This is a genomic window from Spongiivirga sp. MCCC 1A20706, assembly GCF_046524175.1.
Classification (GTDB): Bacteria; Bacteroidota; Bacteroidia; order Flavobacteriales; family Flavobacteriaceae; genus Spongiivirga.
On the sequence record NZ_JBEFZF010000003.1, the window covers coordinates 21,386 to 43,472 of the forward strand.

The 22,087-nt window shown below is 36.9% G+C and carries 13 protein-coding genes; 1 reads left to right on the top strand and 12 read right to left on the bottom strand.

Annotated features, from left to right (window positions below; translation table 11 throughout):
• Positions 1-20: 20 nt before the first annotated feature.
• The 5 genes from ABN763_RS08015 to ABN763_RS08035 all read right to left on the bottom strand — a co-directional run bounded on the left by ABN763_RS08015 (position 21) and on the right by ABN763_RS08035 (position 5,800).
• Positions 21-1,661, bottom strand: a complete 1,641-nt coding sequence (locus tag ABN763_RS08015; protein WP_410484932.1) for a TldD/PmbA family protein — start codon at positions 1,659-1,661, stop codon at positions 21-23.
• Between the two features lie 361 nt (positions 1,662-2,022).
• Positions 2,023-2,646, bottom strand: coding sequence for a hypothetical protein (locus tag ABN763_RS08020; protein WP_410484933.1), 624 nt, complete (start codon positions 2,644-2,646; stop codon positions 2,023-2,025).
• 26 nt (positions 2,647-2,672) lie between these two features.
• Positions 2,673-3,098: a hypothetical protein gene (locus ABN763_RS08025; protein WP_410484934.1), complete on the bottom strand. Its 426-nt coding sequence runs from the start codon at positions 3,096-3,098 to the stop codon at positions 2,673-2,675.
• A gap of 195 nt (positions 3,099-3,293) precedes the next feature.
• Positions 3,294-3,935, bottom strand: a complete 642-nt coding sequence (locus tag ABN763_RS08030; RefSeq protein WP_410484935.1) for a response regulator — start codon at positions 3,933-3,935, stop codon at positions 3,294-3,296.
• A complete protein-coding gene (locus ABN763_RS08035) occupies positions 3,932-5,800 on the bottom strand; it encodes an ATP-binding protein (protein ID WP_410484936.1) in 1,869 nt (622 codons plus the stop codon). Before ABN763_RS08035 ends, ABN763_RS08030 begins: the two co-directional genes overlap by 4 nt.
• Positions 5,801-5,868: 68 nt before the next feature.
• Between ABN763_RS08035 and ABN763_RS08040 the strand changes: the two genes are divergently transcribed.
• The gene (locus ABN763_RS08040) at positions 5,869-6,429 is read left to right on the top strand and encodes a pentapeptide repeat-containing protein (RefSeq protein WP_410484937.1); all 561 of its coding nucleotides are present in this window, start codon (positions 5,869-5,871) and stop codon (positions 6,427-6,429) included.
• On the opposite strand, the gene ABN763_RS08045 is transcribed toward ABN763_RS08040, so the two are convergent.
• The 7 genes from ABN763_RS08045 to ABN763_RS08075 all read right to left on the bottom strand — a co-directional run bounded on the left by ABN763_RS08045 (position 6,426) and on the right by ABN763_RS08075 (position 21,935).
• Positions 6,426-6,839, bottom strand: coding sequence for a hypothetical protein (locus ABN763_RS08045; protein WP_410484938.1), 414 nt, complete (start codon positions 6,837-6,839; stop codon positions 6,426-6,428). The genes ABN763_RS08040 and ABN763_RS08045 overlap by 4 nt on opposite strands.
• 116 nt (positions 6,840-6,955) lie before the next feature.
• On the bottom strand, positions 6,956-10,117 hold the full coding sequence (glpK, locus tag ABN763_RS08050; protein WP_410484939.1) for a glycerol kinase GlpK: 3,162 nt from the start codon (positions 10,115-10,117) through the stop codon (positions 6,956-6,958).
• A gap of 149 nt (positions 10,118-10,266) precedes the next feature.
• Positions 10,267-11,994, bottom strand: a complete 1,728-nt coding sequence (locus ABN763_RS08055) for a solute:sodium symporter family transporter (RefSeq protein ID WP_410484940.1) — start codon at positions 11,992-11,994, stop codon at positions 10,267-10,269.
• Between the two features lie 26 nt (positions 11,995-12,020).
• Positions 12,021-13,784 (bottom strand): glycoside hydrolase family 36 protein, encoded by a 1,764-nt coding sequence (locus tag ABN763_RS08060; protein WP_410484941.1) that lies wholly within the window; start codon positions 13,782-13,784, stop codon positions 12,021-12,023.
• Between the two features lie 6 nt (positions 13,785-13,790).
• A complete protein-coding gene (locus ABN763_RS08065; RefSeq protein ID WP_410484942.1) occupies positions 13,791-17,114 on the bottom strand; it encodes a VCBS repeat-containing protein in 3,324 nt (1,107 codons plus the stop codon).
• Positions 17,115-17,231: 117 nt separating this feature from the next.
• The gene (locus tag ABN763_RS08070; RefSeq protein WP_410484943.1) at positions 17,232-18,821 is read right to left on the bottom strand and encodes a RagB/SusD family nutrient uptake outer membrane protein; all 1,590 of its coding nucleotides are present in this window, start codon (positions 18,819-18,821) and stop codon (positions 17,232-17,234) included.
• 36 nt (positions 18,822-18,857) lie between these two features.
• Positions 18,858-21,935 (bottom strand): SusC/RagA family TonB-linked outer membrane protein, encoded by a 3,078-nt coding sequence (locus tag ABN763_RS08075; RefSeq protein WP_410484944.1) that lies wholly within the window; start codon positions 21,933-21,935, stop codon positions 18,858-18,860.
• Positions 21,936-22,087: the final 152 nt, after the last annotated feature.

The following is a 22,087-nucleotide window of genomic DNA, read 5'->3' on the forward strand; positions in this document are numbered from 1 at the left end:
ATTTGTTATAAAACGATGAATTATATTGTTCTACCAGTATTAATAACATTTACACCATTAAATCTTGTAGTAGAACTTCCGTGAGAAACAGCACTTATTTGCGAAGGCTGGCCCTTACCGTCAAAGAAAGAACCGAATAATCGGTAATCGCTTTCATCACAAATTTTAGTACAGGAATTCCAGAATTCTTGGGTGTTAGATTGATATGCCACATCATCTAACATACCAACAATTTTACCGTCTTTAATTTCGTAGAAAACAGTTCCGCCAAATTGGAAATTATAACGTTGTTGGTCAATAGAGTATGACCCCCTTCCAGCTATGTAAATACCCTTTTCAACGTCTTTTATCATATCGGCAACCGAATACTTTTCTTTACCTGCCTCTAATGATACGTTTGGCATGCGTTGAAATTGAACATCATTCCAACTTTGGGAATAACAGCAACCATGTGATTCATTTTGATCGATCATATGAACTTGATCGCGGATGGCCTGATAATTTTTCAATATACCATTACGTACCAAATCCCATTTTTTAGTTTTCACTCCTTCATCATCGTAACCAACAGCTCCAAGTGATCCGACTTGAGTTTTGTCGGCTACGAGGTTAACAATGTCGCTACCGTATTTGAAGTTTTTCGACTCCCATTTATCGAGCGTTGCGAAACTGGTACCTGCATAGTTCGCCTCATATCCAAGAACACGATCTAATTCTAATGGGTGTCCTACCGATTCGTGAATGGTCAATCCTAAGTGATTTGGCTCAAGCACTAGATCATACTTACCAGCTTCAACTGACTTGGCCGTAAGTCTTTCTTTTGCTTGTTGTGCTGCCAAGGCAGCATCTTCGACCATATCATAGCTATTTCGATATAGTTTAATGCCTGCCGGACCATCTAACTTTTCTGAGTCAAGTCCGTCCATATACTCATACCCCATACCCATTGGAGCACTAAGCGCTTGTCGTGATTTGAACTTGCCTGTACCTCTGTCAATACAAGTAACACCAAAAGTTGGCCAAATGCGATGCACATCTTGATCGATATACGAACCTTCGGTAGAAGCAAAATACTTTTGCTCATTTACCATAAATAATGCCGAATTCACATAATTAGCCCCGTTTTTCATGGCGGCAGCATTGGCATTTAAAAGCAAATCTACCTTTTCTGAAACAGGAACATCTTTAAAATCTTTTTTAATGGGTGTTTTCCAAGAAACCTCTCCGTACGATTGTACCGGCGCGAGCTTAACGGGTACTTTTTGTATTTTTGAATTCGCTTTTGCGATTGCCACCGCTTGTTCAGTAGCCTTTTTTATCCCATTTTCTGAAACATCGTTAGTAGAAGCAAAACCCCAAGTGCCATTTGCAATTACCCGTATTCCAATTCCAAATGATTCAGTATTTACCACGTTCTGTACTTTATCTTCACGGGTAAATACGTATTGATTAAGATACCTGCCAATTCTGGCATCTGCATAGGTCGATCCTAGTGATTTAGCAGTATTAAGTGCAACATCAGCTAGTCTTTTTTTAATAGCAATATCCATTCCTGGCTCCAGTAAGGCTTCTTCCGCAATGTTATTACCTAACATCAAAGAAGGAACCATTAAAGCTCCAGCTCCAAGTCCTGCATATTGAACAAATTCTCTTCGTTTCATAAAGTCTTCATTTTTTGATTGTTTTATTTAGGTTGATCGTAGTCGTGTATTAAAAAGTTCATTCATAATACCGCCTTACAAGATTTCAAAAAGTATTCAATAAAGCTGTTATTTTTATGTTAAAAACTCTGTGAAATACGCTTAAACCTGATAAGTCAATACTAAATACGCTATCAGATAAAAAAAGCTCTAAATTCAAGATGACAGCTACAAACTAAAAAACCTCAGAATAGTTTAATGAAACACCTGAGGTTATCTGTTATTTTGGTTTATTTTATATAAAGAAAGCCGCTCCAGGATACCAACCAATTAACTTAGGAGCGACTTTCTAATCAAACAAAAAATTACTATTGTTTGCTTTTTATTTTAAACTATAGGTAGTAGTTAATGTATAATATTGCTGAGTTTGTCCTGACATATACACCCACTCGCTACGATCATAGTATGCGTCTTCTACCAACTCCAACTTATCAATAGATTTACCTATTTGTCTTGCCAACATTCTTGCTTTAGTATCAGCTTTTTCAAGACCTTTCACGACTAACTTTTTGTATTGATCTTTACTTGATTTACAGTACATCTCTGTCTTAAATAGATTTACATTTTTAGACCGTTTCGTTGTCAAAATTGTCTCAAGCTCTTTCCTGTTCGTAGTTTCATAGGTAAGAATTGTACCCTTATCATAGTAGTTTGCAAGTGCATACTCGGCATTATTAGCTTTAAATTTAGAGGTGTCAATTCCTTTGGCTTCCAGAGACTCCAAGAACTTTGACTGAATATCCTCCACAGTGGCAATCTTCCCCCATTGATCAGCATAGTTGTCTTCGCGAATGGTGAATTTAACTCGATATTTCATCGGTTTAAGATCATACTTCACGTAGGCAGTCACCTTTAATTTTGAACGATTATCATTTATTGTTGTTTGCTGGGCTTTAGAAAAGCCGACAGCACTCAATAAAATAACTATGGTTAAAAACTTTTTCATTTTTGTTTGATTTTAAGGTGATTGAATTATGCAATTGTGAAAACAAAAGTGGCAACGATCATCCATACACCTACTGCAATACCTACGATGCCCAACTTACCTTGCTTAGGGGCAATTTTCTTTCTTAATTGCTCTCCCTTTTCTTTTGCTGCTTCGTTTTTAGATAAGAAAAACTTACTAATGAGTCCGTAACCTAACATGAAACCCAAAGTCGCTTCAACGATACATCCTGCTAGCCAGGTAATCCACCAGATAGGAGCAGCGGTTAAAAGCCCCATATTTAAAATGCACGAAATAATTCCCCAAATACCCCAGAAGCAGAAAACAATACCAATCCAACCCTGATACGGTTCAATTTTTTCTAAAAGTTCCTTGGCATTTGGTTTTTTTGAAAGTATTAATGACGGTACAGCGATAATACTTAACAGGATTAATGAAATTCCCCAGATCATAATATGTAATTTTAAAGATTATTGTTGGGGACAAAGTTGCTGCAAATGCACATCTAGAAATACACTAGTAAGCGTGAAATTACACCCCCTGTTTTCAGGGATGGCAATACAAAAGTGTTGGTTTGTAGATTAGAATTTTAAAGTAAGAACTTGAAGTTGCACAAGGTATGCAAGCCATATACTAAATACCTAGCACTAATCGACAAGTCCCATTTTTATGGCCTGCTTGGTAAGTCCGGCGAGATTGCGAACATTGAGCTTCGAAATCAGGTTTTTGCGGTAGCTTTCAACAGTGTGCTTACTTAAAAAAAGTTGATCTGCTATTTCTTGGGTTGTAAACTCTTGTGCTATTAACTTTAGTACTTCTTTTTCACGCTTGGTTAACGAAGCAACAACGGCACTTTCTTCGTTAAAAATACTATTTGAATACACTTTCTTTATGCTCTCAGAAAAGTATTTTTTTCCACCTAAAATAGTATTTATAGCTAGCAGTAATTCTTCTTTTTCAGCATTTTTAGGCACATATCCATCCACCTTGTCGTTAATTAAGGTGCTTATTTTCGCAGGATCATGATGCATACTAACTACAAGTACTTTTACAGTAGGGTATTTTTTTTTGATATGTTGATTCAGTTCAATACCATCTACCTCCGGCATACTAATATCAGTAACGACCAACTGCACAGTTTTAGGATCGTTTATTTCTAGATACTTGATAACATTGGTTCCCGTATTTGCGGTAAACAAAATATTGAAGTTCTTTTCTTTTTGAAGGATTCCTAATAAGCCTTCCAAAAACATTTTATGATCATCAACAATTATAACACTCGGACTCATATTTTTATTTTATATGGAATATCGATGTTAACAACTGTACCTCTATTCGGCATCGCGTCAATAATCATGGTCCCACCAATTGTTTCTATTCTATTTTTCATTCCTTTTAATCCCATACCAAAAGTTACCTTGGCTAAATCAAAACCAAGCCCATCATCTTCAAACAACAAAGTGAGCTTTTGATCATATATGTTTGCATGAATTTCAATATTTGCTGCCTTTGCATGCTTTAACGCATTGGTAAGCAATTCTTGAATTACCTTAAAAATCTCCACTTGAATATGCTGCTTAATCCCATTTACTTTTTCCTTGGGATGTGGGTTAAAACTTATCGATACATCGGTTCCCGAGTTGATATTTTCAATATAATCAGAAACAAGCTGGGTAAAGGCATTTTGTTCAAACTTTTTCGCTGTTAAATTATGTGATAAATTCCGTACTTGCTCATAAGTGTCATCTAATTGCTTAGCAATGTTTTTATAGGCGGACGTTCTAGTTTCATTACTTCTTAATTGCAATTTGATACTTGCTAAATTACCCCCTATACTATCATGAAGTTCTTGTGCTATTCGCTTGCGTTCCTTGTCTTCCCCTTCTACCGATGCTTTTATCAATTTTAATTCTTGGTCTTTTATTAAAGAAGTTACACGTTGTTGGTTTACTTCTTCTTGCGATTCGTTTAGAGCAATCTGTGTTTTCAATTTTTGATAGTAGGTGACCAGCAAGGCTATAACGGGTCCTAATAACACTAAAAATCCAATAAGAATACTATTTTTTATAAGCCGTTGTCTATCTGTTTCCTGTTCGATCTTATCAATTTCATGTTTAATTTCAAGCTCTTTTACTGCATTATAGTTCTGATTTTTTATAATCTGCTCATTTAAGGCTGTATACTGTGTCATTACTGCATAGGCATTTTCATAGTCTTCTTGAGTTTTATAAAATCTAGACAATGCTTGCAGAATTCGTTTTTGAAGTTGCCAACGATCCCACTGTATTGCATTAGTATATGCAATACTTAAAGTCATGTTAGCAACATCGGCATTACCATTTGCCACATACATTTTACTAATTTCTATAATAACCTCAGTATATAAATCATAATAATGGGCTGCTAGTGCTCTATTCTTTATAGTTTCAAGTTGATTAAACAACGTATCGTTGTATTTAACATTTTGCGTCATTTGAATACCACTTAACTCAATAATCATCTCCAGTTTATCATTACCTGCCTGCTTTGCTTTTGTAAGTGCAGATGATAATAATCTTTCTGATTCTTGGTTTTCGCCCTTCGACCTGTATAATAATGAAGCATATAGTTCAGCAGTTGAAACTGTTGATAAATCTTCGCTTTCCTTGATGATTGATAAGAAAAGTGGGAGCGCTTTTTCATACTCTTTTTTAGAATAATACGCCCTAGCCATACCAAGTTGATTTTCGTATACTAGCGATTCATCATCAATATTAAGTTGCAATGCTCTAATATGATACCCAAGCGCAGGATCTGGAAGTCCGTTTAAATGCTTTCCAACTCCTATTATGTAATATGATTTTGCAAGCCAATAGGGTTTGTTTACGAATTCATCTTTATTAAATTCTACCTCTCGTTGCAGCATCTGTCCGTAGCTAATAATAGAATCTGTATAACCGTACTGAAGATGGATCTTAGAAATTGTATCAATCAACCGAAATCTAGCAAGTGCATCTGCTTCGTTCTTCAGGCTATCTAGCAATGACATTGGCACTTTGGCCGGATTAGTCCCAAAAGCGGTGTATCCTGTACTTGTTTGTTGCCCGTAGCCAACCAACATCATACTAAACATCGTAATTGACAGGTACTGCTTTTTAAAGTTTAATCTCTTCATTGATTCATGCTAAAATAGAAAATTATATAGCTACATTAGCGTGCGCATTTTTCAAGGTATTAGCATTTATGATATTAGATACCACATTTAAAAGAGAAGATTACTCGGAGTCATTTTTCACCCACAAAGAATTTGAGAATTGTACGTTCGAAAACTGTAATTTTAATGATGCTGATCTTTCCAATTCGTCTTTTAATGAGTGTACTTTTGTTGATTGTAACTTGACCAAGGTACGTTTAAAGAATACTACATTCAACGATGTTCGTTTTATTGATTGTAAAATGATCGGAGTTGCATTTGGCGAAATGAATTTTTTCCTAGTAAGCCTCTACTTTGAGAACACTAATTTAGAATTTTCCAACTTTAATAATTCCGATCTAAAAGCAACCAATTTCAAAGACTGTAAGCTTACAGATGTTGACTTTTCGGATGCAGATTTCAGTCAAGGCCTTTTTGAGAATTGTGATTTAAAAAATGCCATTTTCGATCATACCGATCTAACGAAAGCTAATTTCGCAACAGCATACAATTTTTCAATCGATCCGGAAGTGAATCAACTGATGGGCGCTACGTTTTCAAAGGATAATTTAGCAGGATTACTCAAAAAGTATAAATTAGCTATTCATTAAGGACTTTGTGCGGCTGATATTTCAGCATCAAGAGCAAAGAACGCTTCCTGTGCCAGCTCAATTTCATTAATCTCTGCTGTGCGTTTCTTTTTGTCATTTAGAATTAAATGCATCGTGAAACCTCCCACAATACCCCCTCCGGTGGTTGCCAATGCATCAACAGCATCAAACTTATTACCTTCTTCTCCACTATCTATTAGCTCTTTGGCAATACCCGCAGCTGTTGAAGTAACAAAACTCCAAATAAGTGCCTTTTTTCGATTCTTTGTAGTCGATTTGACAATGGTATATGTTACCGCACTGATACCAAACCCTGCAGCAGCGTGCAGCACTTTATCACTATCTTGGGCGTTCATTGTAGGTGAGAAAAATAAAAGAAGGGGCAAGCAGCGTATTAAAATGGTTTTCATTCCTATTTGGTATTTAGTCAAACTTGCATAAACAAGTTAAACCGAAATCCAAAATAGCCTCTATTAATCTGCCAAATGACTCATTTAGCCGACTTACAGGGCCTAATAACATCTTTTTATACTAATTCCTCTTCGTAATAATGCGTAGCATCATACACTAAATCGTTTAGATAGGATTTCTCACTTTCTATGCGCTTTTCATCCCAATCTAGATAATTCACAATATCTTCTAAAACAATATCTAAGTATTTAGGAATTGAGGTAATATCAAAATACAGTCGGCCAGTTCGTCTTACAAAAAAGTCAGTTAAGCTATTGGTCATTTCATTATGAATACAATACCAAAGTTCCGCTCGAATTAAACGCTCATATACATTGTCATTAGCAAAATAGTTTATCTTATTCAAAATTGTATCAGCTTGCTTGCCGTAGGTTGTAGCTAAATACCAAGCGAAATAGGGGTTGTCAATTCCTATTTCCACTAACTTACTTTCTAGCTCCTTTTGATACGCTTCAACTTCTTTTACAGAAGTTAATGCTGGTGTAGTCAATGGTATTTTTTCTGTTTTTGATTTTTTGAACTTATCTCGACGTTTACTGCTCATTGTTTTAAGAACCGCATCAATAGTGCGATGCGCCATTTTACGATAACCTGTAAGTTTGCCTCCCGCAATAGAAATAAGCCCTGTATCAGAAATAAAAATCTCATCTTTTCGCGATAATTCCGAAGGATCTTTCTCCTCTTCATGAATTAGTGGTCGTAAACCTGCCCAGTTTGATTCTATATCGTCAACGGTTAGGTTTACAGATGGGAAAGTAGCATTAACAGCATCTAACAAATAGTTGGCGTCATCCTTAGTAGCGACCACTCGATCGAGGTTACCACTATAATTGGTATCGGTTGTACCCACATAGGTCACTCGACCACGTGGGATAGCAAATATCATACGACCATCAGGTACATCGAAATAAACCGATTGCTTTATAGGTAATTTTTCAGCCGGAAAAACAATATGTACGCCCTTAGTATGGTGCAAATATTTGTTATTCATACTGTGATCTTTCTTACGCAGTAAATCGACCCAAGGACCAGCGGCAGACACAAATTTTCTTGAAGTAATATTCAGCTTAGTCCCGGTGTTATGATCAACGCAATTCACGCTTTTAATCTTACCTTCACTATCATATATAAACTCCTCCATTTCACAATAGTTGATCACTGTAGCACCATATTCACTTGCCCTTTTTAGTAATTCTATCGTCAACCGAGCATCATCTGTTCGATATTCAGCATAATAACCGCCTCCCAACAAAGTACTTTCGTCCAGTAGAGGTTCTTTATTGATTGTTTCCTCTTTATCTAGCATTTTGCGACGGTCATTACCTTCAACATTTGCCAGAAAATCATAGACTTTTAAACCGATGGACGTCATTATCTTTCCGTAGGTACCACCTTCAACCAGTGGTAATAACATTTTTTCAGGTACTACTAAATGGGGTGCTAGTTTGTGAACTATAGCACGTTCTGATCCTGACTCTTTAACCAGACCAATCTCTAATTGCTTAAGATAGCGAAGTCCTCCATGAATTAACTTAGTTGATTTATTACTCGTGCCGCTAGCGAAATCGTTTTTTTCAACAAGGCAAACTTTCATTCCACGGGATGCCGCATCAAGTGCAATCCCAGATCCGGTAACTCCACCACCAATAACAATTAAATCGAAAGTCTCAGTCGCCAATTTTTTAAGTTGACTTTCTCTATTTAGAATTGAGAATTTATAGGATTTAGGCTTTTTTTTTGTTTTAGTAGAACGTGTACGATCGACTGCTTTTAGCCAGCCTTTATATTTTTGCTTGCGTTGCTTCGATTTCATTTCGGGAGCAAAAACACGCTCTGCTTCTCTAACCGATTCAATATCCTCAAGCGACCAAATACCGTGCTTTATCCCGGCTAAGAAAGCCGCTCCTAAGGCCGTTACCTCAAGCATTTTGGGCCTATCTACACTTACATTGAGAATATCCGCTTGAAACTGCATCAAATAATTGTTAGCGCACGCTCCCCCATCGACTTTTAAGGTTGTCATTTGCTTACCGCTATCCTCCATCATAACATCGATAACATCACGAGTTTGGTAAGCCAGCGCTTCTACAGTTGCCTTTACAATCTCATTTTTACCCGAGTCTAGGGTAAGACCATAAATTGCACCTTTTGCATTTGCATCCCAATAAGGAGCACCCAATCCTGCGAATGCTGGGACTACATATAGATCTTTTAAGGGTGGAATACTATTACAGATTTCTTCGGTCTCAGCAGCTTTTTTAATCAATTTCATTTGGTCACGAAGCCATTGTATCGATGCACCTCCGACGAAAATACTGCCTTCCAAGGCGTACTTTACCTCATTGTCATTCAGACTCGCGGTCAGTGTAGTCAGTAATCCGTTTTTGGAAACCACATGTTTCTTGCCTGTGTTAAGTAACATAAAACAGCCGGTACCATATGTGTTCTTGGCAATTCCTGATTTAAATCCGCCTTGTCCAAATAGTGAAGCCTGCTGATCTCCTGCAACCCCAAATATTGGAATTTGTACTCCTTTATAGGTGACCGAACCAAAATCAGAAGAAGAAGCTTGAACCTTTGGCAAAACCGACTTTGGAATGTTCAATACATCTAGTAGTTTATGATCCCAATTTAGATTCTTAATATTATAAATCATCGTTCTGGATGCATTGGTGTGATCTGTAAGATGATTGCCTGTAAACTTATACACTAACCAACTATCGATAGTACCAAACAATAGCTTTCCGGATTCTGCTTTTTCTTGCGCTCCTTCAACATTATCTAAAATCCATTTTAGTTTAGTACCAGAAAAGTAAGAGTCAATAATGAGACCCGTGTTTTCTCGAATATACTCCTCTAGATTTTTTGATTTTAGATCATCGCAAATATCTGTTGTGCGTTTATCTAACCACACAATTGCATTGTGAATAGGTTCTCCTGTTTTCTTATCCCAAACAACAGTAGTTTCACGTTGATTGGTAATGCCTATTGAAGCAATTTCTTCTGGTGAAATACCAGACTCTTTCATCACAGTCTTAAATGCTGCTAGCTGATCTTCAAATATCTCATTTGCATCATGCTCTACCCAACCTGATTTCGGATAATGTTGGGTCAATTCTTTTTGAGAAATTGCAATAATTTTCCCTTTTACATCAAAAATAATAGCGCGAGTACTTGTAGTGCCCTGATCAAATGCAATGACGTATTTTTTTTTCATAGTGTGTTGATGATTCGTCTAAAGTTAGGCTTAATAGTAACTAACGCTTTAAGAGCTTATCAGTTTTTAAGTAAAATATCAACGAAAACGTTGTAATTGATACTAAACATTAAACAAAAACATCAGCAGCATATTGAATACTAGATTACCTAAAAAATCAGATAGGTACTAAGCACTAATAGCGTTATTACAATTCCTACCGGAACAGCCCATTTCCAAGGTGTAACATCGATTACCCGCGTTACTTTCGGTACATAAATATCTTGTTTTGGTTTTATAGCTCCCACAATTAGCATGATAATGATATTCACTACAAACAGTATTCCCATGATATGCAAAAAGTGAGGATATGCCTCGGCTTCAACTATACTTATTTTTTCCATATGAGCAGCAATATCAGTAACTCCTATTTTAGTAAAATATGCTGCTTTGTCTGCATCTTCAAGACCATTTATAAAGGATGAACTATCAAGTCCGGCTTTGTCTAGAGCACTTGATACAAAATATGGTCCCAATATTAGTAAGCTAATCAAATACATAATAACGCCTCCAATTAAAACAATCTTAGCCCCCAGAGCAGGAACTTTTTTGGTCAAAATACCAATTGTTACCACCGCTAAAATCGGTACACTTAAGCTACCTAGTGATTGTTGTATATAAGAAAAGAGTCCGTCAGGAGCGAATTTGATAAATGGCGATATACTCATTGAGATTACTGCCAACATCAACCCAAATCGCTTACCGGCTTTTACTGTTTGCAATTCATTGGCATCTTTATTAAATAGTTGTTTATATAAATCGAAACCAAATAAGGTTGCACTACTATTTAGCAAACTATTAAAGGAACTCAACACTGCGCCGAATAAAACTGCAGCGAAAAATCCGATATAAACTGTTGGAAGTACTTTTCTAACCAAAGCAGGATACGCTTGATCAGCATTATCAAGATTCCCTTCAAACAAGTGCCATGCTATTATACCGGGCAAGACTACTATCACCGGAATTAAGAACTTAACAAAGGCGGCCAAGATCATACCTTTTTGCCCTTCTTTAAGACTTTTAGCGCCGAAAACGCGTTGTAAGATCGATTGGTTGGTTCCCCAATAATAAATTTGGGCAATCATCATTCCTGTAAAGATGGTTCCAACAGGAATTGAAGAGGTAATACCTCCAGCCGCTTCAAATTTTTCAGGATTGGAATTCCATAGCGTATCAAGACCTGCAGATACACTACCATCGCCTATAGCCATTAAACCAAAAACTGGAATTAACAATCCTCCGGTTAGCAAACCAATTGCATTGATCAAATCTGATACCGCAACCGCTTTTAATCCACCAAAAATTGCATAAATACTTCCAATAATTCCAATAGTCCAAACACAAATCCAGATTACCCCCCATTCTGATATTCCCAACATCGAAGGAAGATCAAACATGGTACTAAAGGCCAAAGAACCTGAATACAATATTGTCGGCAGCAATACGATACCAAAAGCTATAAGAAATAATACAGATAATATTGCTTTTGTTTGCTGGTCGAATCGGTTTTGAATGAACTGCGGAATGGTTGTTATACCAACGCTCATATATTTTGGCAATAAGAAAATGGCAGTCAATATCATTGCAATAGCCGCAAGTGTTTCCCAAGCCATAACCAAAACACCTTCTGCAAATGATTGTCCATTAAGCCCTACAATCTGCTCCGCAGAAAGATTCGTTAATAAAAGTGATCCTGCAATAGTGATCGCACCCAGACTTCTTCCTCCTAAATAATACCCATCAGCTGATTTTTCATTTGTCTTTCTTGTCGCATACCAGGCAATGACTCCCACCAAAATCGTGAAGCCAAAAAAGGAGATAATCGAAAATGCATCCATAATACTTTGTTGTTGGTTTAATTAGTTTAACGTTTCCTCAATTGAACTAATCCACAGGAAGGAACGGTCAATTCAACTAAACCTTTATCAAGCTTTATCGAATCGCTTATCTTAGAATTACCACAACAATCTAAAACCTCATAATTATAAAAACCGAGGTCGCTTTCAATTTTAAAAATAAGTGTGGTGGATAATTTACCGTTGATCACGTCAATTTTATTCAATGAATTGGTTAAAGTAATGAAATTATCATCATAAAGTCCAAATATAGATTTGTTATCATCAAAGGAATGCAGAATAGGATAATTCGCTAAAGGTTTATAAGGTACAAAATCAGCACCTATTAAAACCTCTGAATTTTCTTTCCAATATTTTGTATAGAATTCTATCATACGCATATGATCATCTGGAGCCTTGCCAAGTTCAATAGATAATTGTGGTACTCCAAATAATGTATTTACCATTTGCAGTGCTGCTACCTCAACCTTTTCTTCCAGATGCCAAGTAATCATATCGGAATGTACAGCCGTATTTCCGGCCAGCATTCTTATATCGCTAATTCGAACACGATTCATTGTGCCATCTCCTGGGCAATCAAAAGCCCTTAACATATTACCGTATTTACGCATTGCAGGTCCGGTATATTTTTGCCTAAACTCAATAAAAATGTCAGGATTTATTGCCATCAGAGTATCCTTAATATCTGTCATCAACCGATCGACCGCTTCATTAATAGAAACAAAATCCCGTCCGTTGGCTGCAGTGAGCTCTGTATCTGGATACAGTTTAAAATCATCAATAAAGTCCAGTTTAAAGCCATCTAAATCCCAATCTATAAGTGCTGTTTTATAGATGTTAATGAGGTATGCTCTCACTTCGGGGAACCGTGGATCAAATACAGGAGCCCAGCGGTGATTCTCCGTTAAAAACTTTCCTCGAAAACGTTGATAAGCTTTAGAATGTTTACCACAAAATGGTACGGAGTACCAAAATCCTAACTTCATGCCAGTTTGATGGATCGCTTCAACAAACTGTTTGGTCTCCGTAAGCCGTTCCGGTAGCCAATCACCTGTATAATCATAACCACGATTGTTGTCTTTGGTTTGCCATCCATCATCAATAATAATCGCTTCATAGCCCATTTGCGATGCGATTTTACATTCGTTGATCAAAACCTCATGATCAAGGTTTTGATGGAATTGGTACCAAGTGGAATATAGGGGTTGCTTGGCTATATCTGGTACAGTAGCTGGTTGAAGCTTTTCGAATGTTTCCCACCACTTACTCACATTAATCAGTGATTGTGAAAAATGTTGCTTTTTACTATCTATTCGTATGTGTACACTATAGTTCGATATGGAAGAATGCTTTTCACTAAACAAGATAATATGGCAGTAAAAACGATCATTTTCCTCACGGATTCTTGCATTCAATTCCAATTTATTAATCGCATTCGAACATGCAAATGTGTGGGTATTCATATCATCATTACCAAATAAGGAGATTACCGGTGCATCAATTGAGATTCGGGACTCCATATTATCCAGCTCCCAATCGGCCTGGATACGCTTTGAAAAATCAGTCGTTGGCTTCCACACTCCTTTGACATTATGAGCAGGAATATTCCACTTTATAGCAACTGGATTTGGCTTTAATGGTTGATCAGGATTCATGTCCAACCTATAGATTTGAACATCATCAACATCTTCTATCAAGGTGCATTGAATACCAAGAGAATCTTCTCCTATGATCTCAATTTGATAATCTTTTTCTGTTTTAGTGTTGATCATTATTTATCAATGTTGATTGTTTTTGAATGTGGCGATCGAATCATTATTTTGAGCGACGAGAATTAGCTCACCACCAGAGTTTAGTTTGATTTTTTCTATATCATTTGACTGTCCAGGCACATAAAATCCGCTTTTAGCAGCATCAAGAACCTTGAAACTTCCATTGTTATCACCCTTTAAAAAAAGTCCGTTTAAGGCGTCGTTGCCTCCAAAATGCGTTTCAGTGTAATAATTGTTCCCTGCCAGAAAAACATCTAAGTTTCCATCTTGGTCTACATCATGAACCAACATAGTGTTTATGGGTGCCAACTGACAGTTTTTTGGAAGGGGTTTTATTTTAAACTTGAAGTTGCCAATGTTTTCTAGATAAACACTCTCAAACATTTCAGTTTTCAGTGTTTCCTCTTTTAAGTTCTTAATATTGAGTAATTCTTTATACTTAATCTTTGAAAAATCCTCATACTTCGTAAATCTATTTTTAAGAGCGCTTAGCTGCTTCATGACATCGTCACGAGTATGTAGCACCATGAGTTCCTTATTTGAACCACCGTTATCGAAGTATGCTCCAATTACCGGATCGACACTTCCATTTTTGTCATAGTCTCCTGTATAGATATGTATTGGCTGTTCTTGGGAAGGATTTACAATATTATTTAACCCTTGATTACCAACAACAAAATCGATATCACCATCATTATCAAAATCTCCTTTGATTATTTGTTTCCACCAACCTGAAGTTTTCAATGACTGATTCTCTTTATCTAGAAAAGTTGGCTGAATGCTTACTAGTTTTCCATTTTCATTTTTGAATATCGTTAATGGCATCCATTCTCCAACAGCAAATAAATCATCCCAACCATTGCCGTCAATATCACTCCATACTGCATCGTTTATGATCCCTGTTAGATCTAAATTAGTTGAATGCTCATATTTTCCTTGTTCATTAACTAACAAATAACTTGATGAAGGTATAGGATACGATCGCGCTTGAAAGCCGCCCCCGACAAAAAGATCTAGGTCACCATCTTTGTCAAAATCGTTTTCTAGAACACAACTTGTATTTACCAAAAAATTGGGTAGTACTGTTGATGATCTTGAAAAGTTATTCTGACCATTATTTACATATAGTCGATCTTGATAAAAAGTTGAATTGCTTTCAAATTCATTACCGCCGCTTGAGACATATAGGTCCATAAAACCATCTTGATTCACGTCAAGAAACCGGGCATCAGTATCCTCATATTCGCTTTCAAGTTCTTGGATAATATTAAAAATATCATTTTCAAGTTTCATCACTAAGCCCGGTTGCCCTTTACTACCCCCAACAAATAACAGATTTTCACCATTTGAATTGGCGGATGCAATACATGGCCCATTTTTGGAATATTCCTTCATTAACAGCTGTTGATAATTAAAATCATTTGACACATTTTCAGTATGTTCAAATGGAATCATCCCCACTACTTTTTTAACAATTAGCTTAGTTCTAGAATGGGTTGGACTTTCATTTTTTGCTGATGTGATATCAACAACAATTTCTTGATTCGCTTTTATATTTTTTAACTTATAAACTTCTCCCAAGGGCCATTTAATTTCTAATGAATCAATCTTACTACTTTTTAACCCAAAATAGGCTCCGGGTTGAACCGAAGAAAGATATCCGCGAATAACCGATTGATAATGTTGTTGTACTTCGCCCTCGCTCCAAAGTGTAATTTTAGCCCCAATAGCATTCTTATTTTGTTTAGTTCCTTTAAGCTGTATCGTTAGAAAATTAATGTCCTCGTTGTCAGTGGTATTGTTTTTTAATATTGTTGCTTTTTGGTTAATATTGTTGATGACAAGATCAAGATCTCCATCCAGATCAAAATCGGCATAGGCTGCACCATTTGAAAGTGACTTTTGTTGGTTAGACCATGAAGTGGAAACGTCTTCAAAGAATAATTCTCCTTTATTTTCAAAAAAGAAATTGGTCATTTTTACTTCCGGTAAATCTTTAAGCAAGGCCTTTAATTTTTGCTCACGAGCCTGGGGAGTACCAAATACGTTATTCTGTTTTGTATAATTGATAAAGTCGAGATCCGTTACATCTTTTCCATAACCATTTGTGATAAAAATATCCTTTAATCCGTCTAAGTCGAAATCAACTAGCAACGGAGCCCAACTCCAATCAGTCATAGCGGTATTTGCATAAAAAGACAGCTCTTGAAATTTTAGTGATTCATTCGCAATCTTACCGCTATTGATGCTTAAGGTATTACGCATATATTGGGGTTGATAATCATTTTTAAGGCTTAGCTGAAACTTATCATAGTTCATTGCTCCCAGCATCATTTTTTGTCTTTTATAACCGTTGGGAAGCATATCGACCACCATTAAATCAGGAAGGGCGTCATTATTAATATCCGCAATATCCAAACCCATTGAATTGTATGTGCTATGCGCAAAAAATTGCTTGGTTTGATCGCTAAATCGTTTTTCAGTTTCATTTGTATTGATGTATAACAAGTCAGATGTTATAAAATCGTTTCCCACAAAAACATCAGGTAAACCGTCTTCGTTAAAATCATTTATCCCCAATCCTAAAGCAAAACCTTTCCCAGTAATTCCGTTCTCTTTAGAAACGTCTTTAAAATAAGGATGACCTAATTTTTCATTGAAGGTATTTTTCAATAGCACATCATTTAGATAATAGGGGTAATATCTTTTAGGCATCGGTGAATTCTTATCGAATCGGACGTTGCCGTTTCGAGCAATGAAGGCATCTAAATCACCATCAAGGTCATAATCAAAAAATACTGTTTGCTGTGCGTATTCAGCTTCATTCAATCCATATTCGGAAGCTTTTTCCTTAAAAATTGGTATTCCATCCTTGTTATTACCTTGATTTACAAATAACAAATTGAAACAATCCGCCTTGCAATTTGCACCCCCTACATTTAAATAGATATCGTCAAGACCGTCAGCATTTATGTCGACTACGGAGACACCAGTAACCCAACTAGTCGTATTTACCTGTGCAATTTCGGTCACCTCCTTAAACTTGAAATTTCCTAAGTTTAGATATAATTTAGAAGATACTTGATTTCCTGTAAAATAAATGTCCGGCAAATTATCATTATTAAAGTCCCCTATACCAACTCCTCCACCGTTATAACAATACTGAAAGTCGATGACATTTATTTCATCATTCTCCTCAATAGCATTTTCAAAATCAATACCAGTTTGAACATCATCTAATTGTTGAAAAAGTAGTTTCTCATTAGACGAATTGCATGATATAAAAATAACCACTGCTACTAATAAAAGTGCGAATCGGAACAGGCTCATTATTGGCTTTGTAACAACTTTAAATTAAGAACCAAGTAATTTAAGCAAACTACTTGGCTCTTTCAACTAATAGAATTAAACTACTAATTCAATTAAACAAACTCTATTATTTAATTTTTAGTAACCCGGGTTTTGATTTAGGTTCTGATTCGCATTTAACTCTGGAATGGGAATCCAAATTAGCTCGTCTTGATTTGCAGTAAAAAATGCAGTTGAGCCCGCTAGCGACTTGGGGTGTCGACCTCCGGCAATGGTAGAACCTTGTCCCATTACTTCATCAGCAAGTCCCCAACGCACTAAGTCTAAATAACGATGTCCCTCACCAGTTAATTCCATAATACGCTCGTCTACAATAGCATCGAAAACCTCATCTTCGGTACCTACTGCAATAGGAGCAATTTCTGCTCTTTCTCTAACCTGATTAATCAATGCAACAGCTCCTGGAGTATCTGTTCCTCCCTCGTTTAATGCTTCGGCAAGCATTAACAATACATCAGCATAGCGTATTATTCTCCAATTATTGCCTAGAATTTGGCCAAAACCTGGAATTTCATCTCTTGTCAATCCAGAATCCATACCACTATACTTTCTAGTAAATAATGGTTCTACACCAAAGCTATTGGCATTTTCTATATCACCTTCAAAGTCTTCTAAGAACGGTAGATTAGCATATCCCGTAGCTCCTGGATAATCAAATGCAATGGTAGCATTGCGTCTTACCGTATCACCGTTGGCTTCAAATGTGGCCAATATGTGGGGATTAATAAAATGTCCATTATCAAGAGCTTCTAAGGGTGGCGCGTAGTCAATATGAAAGTTAGTTTGTGTACCAGTTTGAGGTGAATCTGTACCCCAAACAAATGCATCTTGGGGAGAAAATTGTAGCTCAAAAACTGACTCTTCATTGTTTTCAGTAGCACCAGAGCCAAAGTTCTCTCCATATCTGGCAGCGGGTAGCAGACTATATAATCCACTATCTACAACAGCCTGAAGATCTGTAGCCGCTTCCGAATAATTCCCCAGATACAATTGTGTTTTTCCTCGCAATGCTAAAGCAGCACCTCTCGTCGCTCTTCCTGACTCACTATCTGGCCAAGATGCCGGTAGCAACTGAGCCGCTGTTCCTAAATCTTCAACTGCCGCAGCAAAAACTTGTGCCTGGGTGCTCTGCATAGGGAATACTTCTTCTGGATTATCCTGAGAAGGTACCTTTAAGACCAAAGGTACGTTTCCATAAAAAGCTGCTAGATACCAGTGTGCAAAAGCTCGCATAAAATAAGCTTGACCTAGAATTTCATTTCTAGCATCACCTGGCGGTAGTACTTCTTCATCAGCTTCTTCAATTATCGTATTAGCACGGCGTATTGTTTGATACAACTGTGGATACATATCGGAAGCCCACCGATCTCCTGGCGAACCATTAAGCGTTGACATCGTTGTATTCTGCTGAAACGGAACTACGTTAAAAGCATCTGATCTTAACAACGCACCCGTATGCACTACCCTGCCCCAAAACAACACCGCTGTTATAGGGTGTATCATTCCGTTCACTGCCAATCTAAAATCTGACTCACTACTGAAAAAAGCTTCTTGAGATACGGTATTGGGATTAAATATTTCTAATTCATTCTCGTCACATCCATTTAAAGGAAATAACAAAGCTAGCACTATCGCTACAATAAAGATCTTGCTCGTTTTGATTTTCATTTTTTCTAACTTTAAAATTATTTTATTCATAACAATTTAAAACGTTAACTGCGCTCCAAGCATAAACGTTCTTGGTCTTGGTTGCGTTCCTAAATCAATTCCCCTTCCCAATATAGGAGTGGTGTTATTTGCAAATCCGAAGAATCCACCTCCCGTACCTCGAAGGGTAGATCCAATTTCAGGATCGTAACCAGTATAGTTGGTAATAGTGAATAGGTTTTGCGCATTAAAGAATAACCTTGCTCTGCTCACCCAATCAATATTAATTGCTTTTGTAAGATCATAGCCAATTTCAATAGAACGTAACCTTAAATAAGAACCATCTTCCACAAAAAAGCTAGAAGGCGCGTTGTTTGCTGCAGCCCCACCCCCAAAAGTTGGTCTAGGGATATTTGTGTTTTCATTAACACCCGCAACAAATGCATTACGGTTATAACCAAATTTGTTACCGTCTAAAAAGAATGTACCTGTAAAACGTGTTGCATTGTAAATTTCATTTCCCTGCACTCCGTTTATATTTAGACCAAAATCCCAATTTTTATAATTCGCATTAAAGTTAACACCATATGTAAAATCCGGTACAGGTGAACCAATATTAGTTTGATCATCACTTGTAATAAGGCCATCCCCGTTAATATCTATTCGTCTAAAGTCTCCAGGAACTAAATCTCCTCTTCGACCAGAACCGTCGTCATTTGCTAGACCTGGATCGCTATCTATTTCAGCTTGGCTTCTATAGATACCATCGGTCACATAACCGAAAAAGAAACCTACCGGTTGACCTACTTCGAATCTGTTACCTCGGTTACCTTCTTCATCAAGACTAGGCCCAACAAAAGGTGAAGGTAAGGCAGTAAGTTCATTCTTAACAGTAGCAAATGTAACGCCTACATTAAAACTGAAATCACTTTCCGTAGTATGATTATAATTTGCTTGAAGTTCTAACCCTGAGTTACGGATAGAAGCTGCATTTTGAATGATTGTTCCTGCAATACCTAGCGAACCAGGTTGGGAAACTGGCGCTAAAACATCTTTATTATCACGAATAAAGTAATCGGCACTTACTGAGAGCTTATTATCTAACAAGGTAGCGTCGAGTCCAACACTAGTTGAAGTAGCAGTTTCAAAGGAAATGGTCGTATCTACACCATTCACCACAGCAAAACCATTCAAGAAATTATTGTTAATGGCAATCCCTGAGTTGCCTTGCAGCACAGGTTGAAACAAGAAGTCACCAATGTTTTGAGATCCTAACTCTCCATATCCTCCTCTTAGTTTAAGAGTATTAATCAACCCATCTTCAGGCCAGAAAGACTCATTGCTTATAACCCAACCCGCGGAAAATGAAGCAAAAACTCCAACATTCCTGTCATCGTCCGATGAAAAACGAGAAGATGCATCCCTACGCACGATTGCCGATAATAAATAGGTGTCATCATACTTATAGTATACACGGCCGAAACCAGAAAATAGTCGAGATAAAAATCTACCACCACCGGTATTCAAAACCAAATCTGCAAAGTTTGCGACATTAGTAATACTATTTGAAGGAAGTCCTTCTACGTTAACCGCAAGCGTATTATTGTCAATTTGCTGTCGCGCAGCTCCTAAAAGAATATCTACATCGTGTTTACCGAACTGCTTTTTGTAGTTAACTGTAGGTTCTATGTTAGTAGAAGTAATCTCTCCGCGAACTTCAGTCAAATCATTTAATGGGTTATCATTGATCTGCTGATCCGTTGGACTTAAAAAATATGTTGGTTGAAAGGTATTGCTATATGAACTTCTGTAGTCAACTCCAAAATTTATGGTTGCAGTCAGACCGTCAATTATTTCGTATGACAGATTAGCATTACCCAATACATTTCGAACTACAGTTTCATCTTGAACAAGCTGAGCTAATGCATAATTGTTAGTTCCTCCGGAGCCGAAAAAATTATTAGAATTAATAGCTTCAAAACCACCGTCATTTTCAGGGGCAGAAGCTCTTACCACGGGCGGTTCGTATGTACCTGATCCGAAAAATGGATTTCTATTAAAGGTATTTTGATTAAACGCCAAGGATTGTTCTATTTTGAATTTACCAAACTTAAATCGACTATTTAATCGCGTATTAATACGCTCAAAATCACTACTAATAACAATGGCCTCTTCGTTATAATAATTCCCAGAAAAATAGTACGATGAGTCCTCTCCACCCCCTTTTACATTAAAACCCACGTCTTGTATAGTCCCTGAGTTTAGTGACAAATCTTGAAAATCAGTATTAATACCAGCATCAGTTAATCCACCAGTACCGCCACTATTCAGATCTGCCTGATTTAGAAAATTGATAAATTCAGGGCCGTTTAAAAGATCTAAAGTATTGGCAACTGTATTAACCCCAGAACGAATATTTAACGAAACTTGTGGTGCCGAATTAGCAGAACCTCTATCGGTCGAAACGATAACCACACCATTAGCAGCTCTTGTACCGTAAATGGCAGCAGACGTTGCATCTTTAAGAACCTGTATATCTACGATGTCTTGTGGATTTAAGAAGCTAATATCGTCTACAACTGTACCGTCGACTACATAAAGGGGAAAGGTATTGGTTAAAGAACTAATACCACGGACAATTACATTGGTAGGTGCACCAGGTTCACCACCACCGCTTTCTACCTGCACACCCGCTAAACGTCCTTGTAATGCATTGGTTGGATCTGCATTTACAATCTGTTTTATTTCTTCTTGCTTAATCTGGGATATTGCACCGGTTACATCTCGTTTTGTCTGAGAACCAAAACCAACAATAACGACTTCATCTAATTGCTGCGCATCCACCTGCATGGTTATATTGATCGTACTTTGTCCATTAACCTGAATTTCCTGTGTAAGGAAACCTAGATAACTAAATACCAAGACACCATCTGATGCAACATTGTTTATGGTATAGTTTCCATCAAAATCAGTGGTAACACCATTGGTTGTTCCTTTTTCTACGATGTTAACTCCGGGTAAGGGGCCAGTGTCGTCTGATACCGTACCTGAAATACTAATGGTTTGGGCATAGGCAGATGAGCCAAATGCGACTAATACCATTATTAGTAACAGTCTTTTTAAAGTTTTACTCATAAGATGATTGTTAATTAAGGTTGATTACTAAAATTTTATAAATGTAAATTATACGTTTATATTATTAAATGTAAAAAATACACTTATTGGTCAAGACATACCTCAAAGTGATTTAAAATTCATTATTTCAAAAAAATACCAACTGAAAATTG

Bases quoted from the DNA above. Each gene is read 5' to 3' on its own strand.
- ABN763_RS08015 (WP_410484932.1), bottom strand. From the start codon at position 1,661: ATGAAACGAAGAGAATTTGTTCAATATGCAGGACTTGGAGCTGGAGCT.
- ABN763_RS08020 (WP_410484933.1), bottom strand. From the start codon at position 2,646: ATGAAAAAGTTTTTAACCATAGTTATTTTATTGAGTGCTGTCGGCTTT.
- ABN763_RS08025 (WP_410484934.1), bottom strand. From the start codon at position 3,098: ATGATCTGGGGAATTTCATTAATCCTGTTAAGTATTATCGCTGTACCG.
- ABN763_RS08030 (WP_410484935.1), bottom strand. From the start codon at position 3,935: ATGAGTCCGAGTGTTATAATTGTTGATGATCATAAAATGTTTTTGGAA.
- ABN763_RS08035 (WP_410484936.1), bottom strand. From the start codon at position 5,800: ATGAAGAGATTAAACTTTAAAAAGCAGTACCTGTCAATTACGATGTTT.
- ABN763_RS08040 (WP_410484937.1), top strand. From the start codon at position 5,869: ATGATATTAGATACCACATTTAAAAGAGAAGATTACTCGGAGTCATTT.
- ABN763_RS08045 (WP_410484938.1), bottom strand. From the start codon at position 6,839: ATGAAAACCATTTTAATACGCTGCTTGCCCCTTCTTTTATTTTTCTCA.
- glpK (WP_410484939.1), bottom strand. From the start codon at position 10,117: ATGAAAAAAAAATACGTCATTGCATTTGATCAGGGCACTACAAGTACT.
- ABN763_RS08055 (WP_410484940.1), bottom strand. From the start codon at position 11,994: ATGGATGCATTTTCGATTATCTCCTTTTTTGGCTTCACGATTTTGGTG.
- ABN763_RS08060 (WP_410484941.1), bottom strand. From the start codon at position 13,784: ATGATCAACACTAAAACAGAAAAAGATTATCAAATTGAGATCATAGGA.
- ABN763_RS08065 (WP_410484942.1), bottom strand. From the start codon at position 17,114: ATGAGCCTGTTCCGATTCGCACTTTTATTAGTAGCAGTGGTTATTTTT.
- ABN763_RS08070 (WP_410484943.1), bottom strand. From the start codon at position 18,821: ATGAAAATCAAAACGAGCAAGATCTTTATTGTAGCGATAGTGCTAGCT.
- ABN763_RS08075 (WP_410484944.1), bottom strand. From the start codon at position 21,935: ATGAGTAAAACTTTAAAAAGACTGTTACTAATAATGGTATTAGTCGCA.